5 protein-coding genes are annotated in these 4,445 nt (G+C 44.2%); all 5 read right to left on the reverse strand.

Features of this window, described 5'->3' with window-relative positions:
• Window positions 1-1,526 (reverse strand): glycine/sarcosine/betaine reductase complex component C subunit beta (gene grdC, locus FWE37_09170; protein ID MCL2521148.1); only part of this gene is annotated, 1,526 nt, incomplete at its 3' end.
• A 21-nt stretch (window positions 1,527-1,547) separates the two neighbouring features.
• The gene (locus tag FWE37_09175) at window positions 1,548-2,093 is read right to left on the reverse strand and encodes a GNAT family N-acetyltransferase (GenBank protein ID MCL2521149.1); all 546 of its coding nucleotides are present in this window, start codon (window positions 2,091-2,093) and stop codon (window positions 1,548-1,550) included.
• A 73-nt stretch (window positions 2,094-2,166) separates the two neighbouring features.
• A complete protein-coding gene (gene grdB / locus FWE37_09180; GenBank protein MCL2521150.1) occupies window positions 2,167-3,456 on the reverse strand; it encodes a glycine reductase complex selenoprotein B in 1,290 nt (429 codons plus the stop codon).
• A gap of 117 nt (window positions 3,457-3,573) precedes the next feature.
• Window positions 3,574-4,050: a glycine/sarcosine/betaine reductase complex selenoprotein A gene (grdA, locus tag FWE37_09185; GenBank protein MCL2521151.1), complete on the reverse strand. Its 477-nt coding sequence runs from the start codon at window positions 4,048-4,050 to the stop codon at window positions 3,574-3,576.
• Between the two features lie 58 nt (window positions 4,051-4,108).
• The coding region (locus FWE37_09190; GenBank protein ID MCL2521152.1) for a glycine/sarcosine/betaine reductase component B subunit at window positions 4,109-4,445 on the reverse strand (337 nt) is incomplete at its 5' end.

A 4,445-nucleotide genomic window follows, 5' to 3' on the forward strand; every position in this document is an offset into this window, starting at 1 on the left:
AGGCTATTAGCAAAATCGCGCAAAGCGTTAGCTAAATACTGGTTAATTTCTTCTTTAGTGATTGCACCGGCCTGATGAGTTGTATCACCCGGATTTTTTTCGATAATTACCGATATACCATCAAATAAGTTAGTCATACGTCCTAAAAAGAGCGAACCTTTACCTACTATCATCGTACGCTTAATTTTACCGCTTAAAATATCTTCTACTGCAAAACCCAAATACGGCACACCCGATGGGATATGGCCCTGTGTAGGCGCAAAACCCGGCATACCGTGTTTAAGGATAAAAGCCGGCATTTCTTCGCGAGTAAGGTCGCCTATTTTAACCCCGATAGCGGCTATCATTTTATAGTTACCTTCCGGCACATCACCGGCGCCGGCCGGCTTGGTAGCATTTGGGTCTTGCATCTCCACAGAATATTTATCAATATCGGTAACTTTTAAACCGGCTTTGGCCAGCGGCTCACTAATAAGAGCGGTCATTACCGCTTGCGGCGCGCTGCCGGTGGCTACCTTATGTTTACCCAGCAAATCGGTGCGGATAATTGGATGTTGGCCGTCGTTCGGGCCAACTAAGGCGGCAAAAGCCCCTATCACATCTTCCACAATCGGTAACTGCTTAGCCACATTACTTTTACCGTTCATGCCCAGCTTCGCTGTGGCCCCGCCGGCTACTACGAGTACGTGCCCGTAGGCGCCGCCTTGCACCAAGCTGGCCGCCGTAACGAGGGCGTGTGTGGGAGCGGCGCAAAACCCGCGAATATCAAAACCGGTGGCATTACTTAGCCCGGCCACCTCAGCAATGGCTTTGGCAAAGTTACCGCCGCCGCGCTGGTTCATATCACCGCAAGCCTCTTCGGAGCACTCTATCACTAAATCGATGATTTTAGGGTCAAGTTTATATTTTTTAAGATACTCTTTAACGGCCAATACCGCACTGGCTTTAGCCGCCAAATTTTCAAAGATGGTATGCGCATTTAAATTAATATCCACATCATGAGCTTTTTTGATACAACCCACCAATTTTTCATGAACATACAGCCCTTCGGCCCCTTCATTTTTGATAAGCGCTTCTATTTCACTAAGCGGACTGCCTTCTTTAACTTTAACCAGTTCGGCCTCCACCTCGCCTTTAGAGCGATAACTTAGCTCGCCGGCTAAATAATCCGCTTGCCTCTCGGCCATAAAACTTTTTTCTAACCAGACTAAATCGAAAGAGTCGGCCAGCTTCATTAAAAAGATAAAATCGGCTTCGTTGATAATACGGCCAAATTTACCGTCGGTTTTAGCCTCAAAGTTAGGCTCTCCCCTTAACTCATCGGGGTGTAGGTTACCTATATAAGCCTGATTGGGACCATAATTTACCGCTTGCTCAAAGCTGCGTAAATATTTTTTAACTTCGCTAAGATACGACGAATTGGGGTTGACCGTACGCTCGACACTTTGCGTAGTACCGTTATGCATAACCATATCCGGCGCGTGCGCCAAAGCGTAGCTGGCCCCTTTAAGTACGGCGTAGTTCATAAATTTTCTCCCTCAAAATTTTTAAATTGTTTTCTTCATAAAAACTCGTTCATCTCCCTCCGTTGTAGAGATGATGGTTACTTCATTCACACCTGTGTGGTACTCAAACCCTTGTTTTAAATACCACTTTATGGCCCTTTCATTATCTTTACGTGTTCTTAATATCACATTTTTTACCGGAATGTTTTTAAAAATATGTTTTAATAATTCTTCACCAATTTTGTTATTTCGGTAATCAATATGTACACCTAAATCACCTATATACCAATATTTACTAGCTTCATCTAAGTTATTTTTTAATTCTTCATATCTTTCTTTTTCCGTTAATAAAGGGACAGCGGCCGTAAAACCGACTACTTTATTTTCATCACCACAAAGATAGATAATACCCCTTTTTCTAAGATAATCTTCAAAAACTTTTTTAACGTTATCAAAGTCGTCCCATTCTTTTTCATTGTAATGAGAGGAGGTACCAAAGCAATTACCAAAAGTTTTATGCAACCCATTATTAAGGTGATTTAATAATTCTTCGTAATTTTTAACTAATAAATATTGATAATTATCCACACAATCTCCTATTACAACTTAATAAGCAGCCCGTTACGAAAAAATAAAACAGACTGCTTATCATCATAAACTTCTATTCAAAAACTGTTTGCTCGCTCACTTCAGTCTGTAAAGCTTTTAAACTCTTCTCTACCAAAGTTTTGCGCAACTTTTTCTCTTCGGCCTCATTTAAGTTTGGATTACCCAGCGGGTACGGAATAGCCACCGCCGGCACAATCCTGTTAGCCCCAACTGTCAGCGAAATAGGCACTATGGTACAGATATGCACAACTGTAATACCTGCCCGTTCAATTTCCTTTACCATCGTTGCCCCGCAACGTGTACAGGTGCCTCAGGTGCTGGTTAAAATAACAGCATCAACTTTATCTTTAATAAGTTCCGCCGCTATCTCCTTAGCGTACTCTACCGAACTTTTTACCGAAGTACCGTTACCCACGGTAGTATAATAATACGGATACAAATCACCAATCTTCCCCTCGTTCTTTAAATCGATGAGTACATCAATCGGTAAAACACGGTTAGGGTTGGCATTAGCATAAGTTGGGTCGTAGCCGCCGTGCGCCGTTTCGGCCATTTCGGTGATAGGATAGCGCCCGTATTTTTGCGCCGAACTGGCCTCGATGTGGTCGGGGTTACCCTTTGGCACAATGCCGCCGCTGGTTACCACCGCTATCTTAGCTTTGCTAATGTCCTTAATAGCCGGAGCAATGGGCACACGGTCGAAGGCCGGCATTAAATACTCGCTGCCAAAAGGCTGTTTGGTGAGTTTTTTTACCAACATATCTACCGCACGTTTGGCCCCAATTTCTTGGGCAAAAATAGGCTGGCGCGCCCCGCCGCGTTCGATGTAACCTTCTTCGCTGGCACTACCAATCATCTCTTTTTTGACTAACTTTTTAGCCAGCTTAACGATGGCGGGCATCGCCTCGCGCATACCGGCGGCATTATCTTTAGTAGCTACAATGTAGATACTTTCTTTAAATAAATCGACACCCGGATTCTCGATGTACATACCGCTAACTACCGGGATTTTGAGCTCATCTTGCACCAGTTTAGCTACCGTACCGCAGGCCGTACCATACCTGCCGGCATTAAAGGCCGGCCCGGCGATAAGTAAATCGGGCTGCTCCTCCTTAATAAGGGCCAACACTTCAGCTTTGGCTTTCTCGAGGTTTTCGTTAAAGTAACTATCACCGCAAATCACGGTGGCCACCACTTCGGCTTCACCCTCAAAGCCCTTCTCAATAAGAGCTCCTGCCCCCATCTTACCGGCCTGCTTTTGCGGAGCAATGCCGGCCTGCTCTTCGCCGCCAATACCGGCGGCAAATTGATTAATATAATGAACTATTTTGTATTTAGCCATTTATAACTCCCTTGATTATAGTTAATAACTAACACAAAACCATAGGTTTTGCAGCTAATAGTTAACAACTATTAGCTAATATACACCAACTACTAGTTGTTATCTATTAGTTATTAACTATTTATTACATTTGCATTGGGCACGCATCTTTTGCATCTCTTCACTGATAGCGGCCACATCTAAGGTCATTTCCGACATACCGATTTGCTCTTCGTAAGCGGCTGGGTCGGCGATGGCCTTAAATTCGGGCTCTACCACATGGTAAGCGCAAATACCTAAATTGGCATCGCTTAAAGCGCCGCTAAAGGTAGGATCGCCCAAAATGACGGTTTCGGCGGCCAGACCGGCTGCCTCTGCCTCTGCTGCGCCCGATAACATAACTATGTTCTCGGCGCCAAACTTATCGGCAAATTCTTTAATTCTTTTTTGGTTTTCCAAATCCATGGCTCCCGCAGCCGTTCAGACAAAACATTCGGTAGCGCCAAAGAGCACCTCTACCCCTTCCATTTTATCTACTACAGCCTTAATAGCCTCTGATGGAATACCATCACGGTCGCCGATGATAACAACCTTTTTTCCGTTTAAAAAATTCATATTGTTCTCCTTTCAGTCGAAAATTTAAAATTAAAATAATATCTTTAATTATTATTTATTAATTGCCTGCCCCCACACTGGTATACCTATTAAAACCCAGCTCATTAGTGGCCCCGGTAATAATTTGCACCTCTGCTTCTATGCTACCATCGGGCTTAAGGCTGCCCTCAAAGCCGCCGGCAATGGTATCGGTAAAATCAAGCATACCAATAATTTTATCCATCTTAGGCAATTTAATAATAACGTTAGCATTACCGCCGGTTACTACAGCGGTGGCGGCAGGGTCGGCATCGGCAAGGCTTTGACTGGCACCATCGCGGCCAGCGTACTCATCGGTTACCAGCACCGTTTTAATACCTTTAGCCTCAATCTTACGGCAGTTCATAATAAGGTCG

This window comes from Spirochaetaceae bacterium (assembly GCA_009784515.1).
In the GTDB taxonomy this organism is placed as follows: Bacteria; Spirochaetota; Spirochaetia; order WRBN01; family WRBN01; genus WRBN01.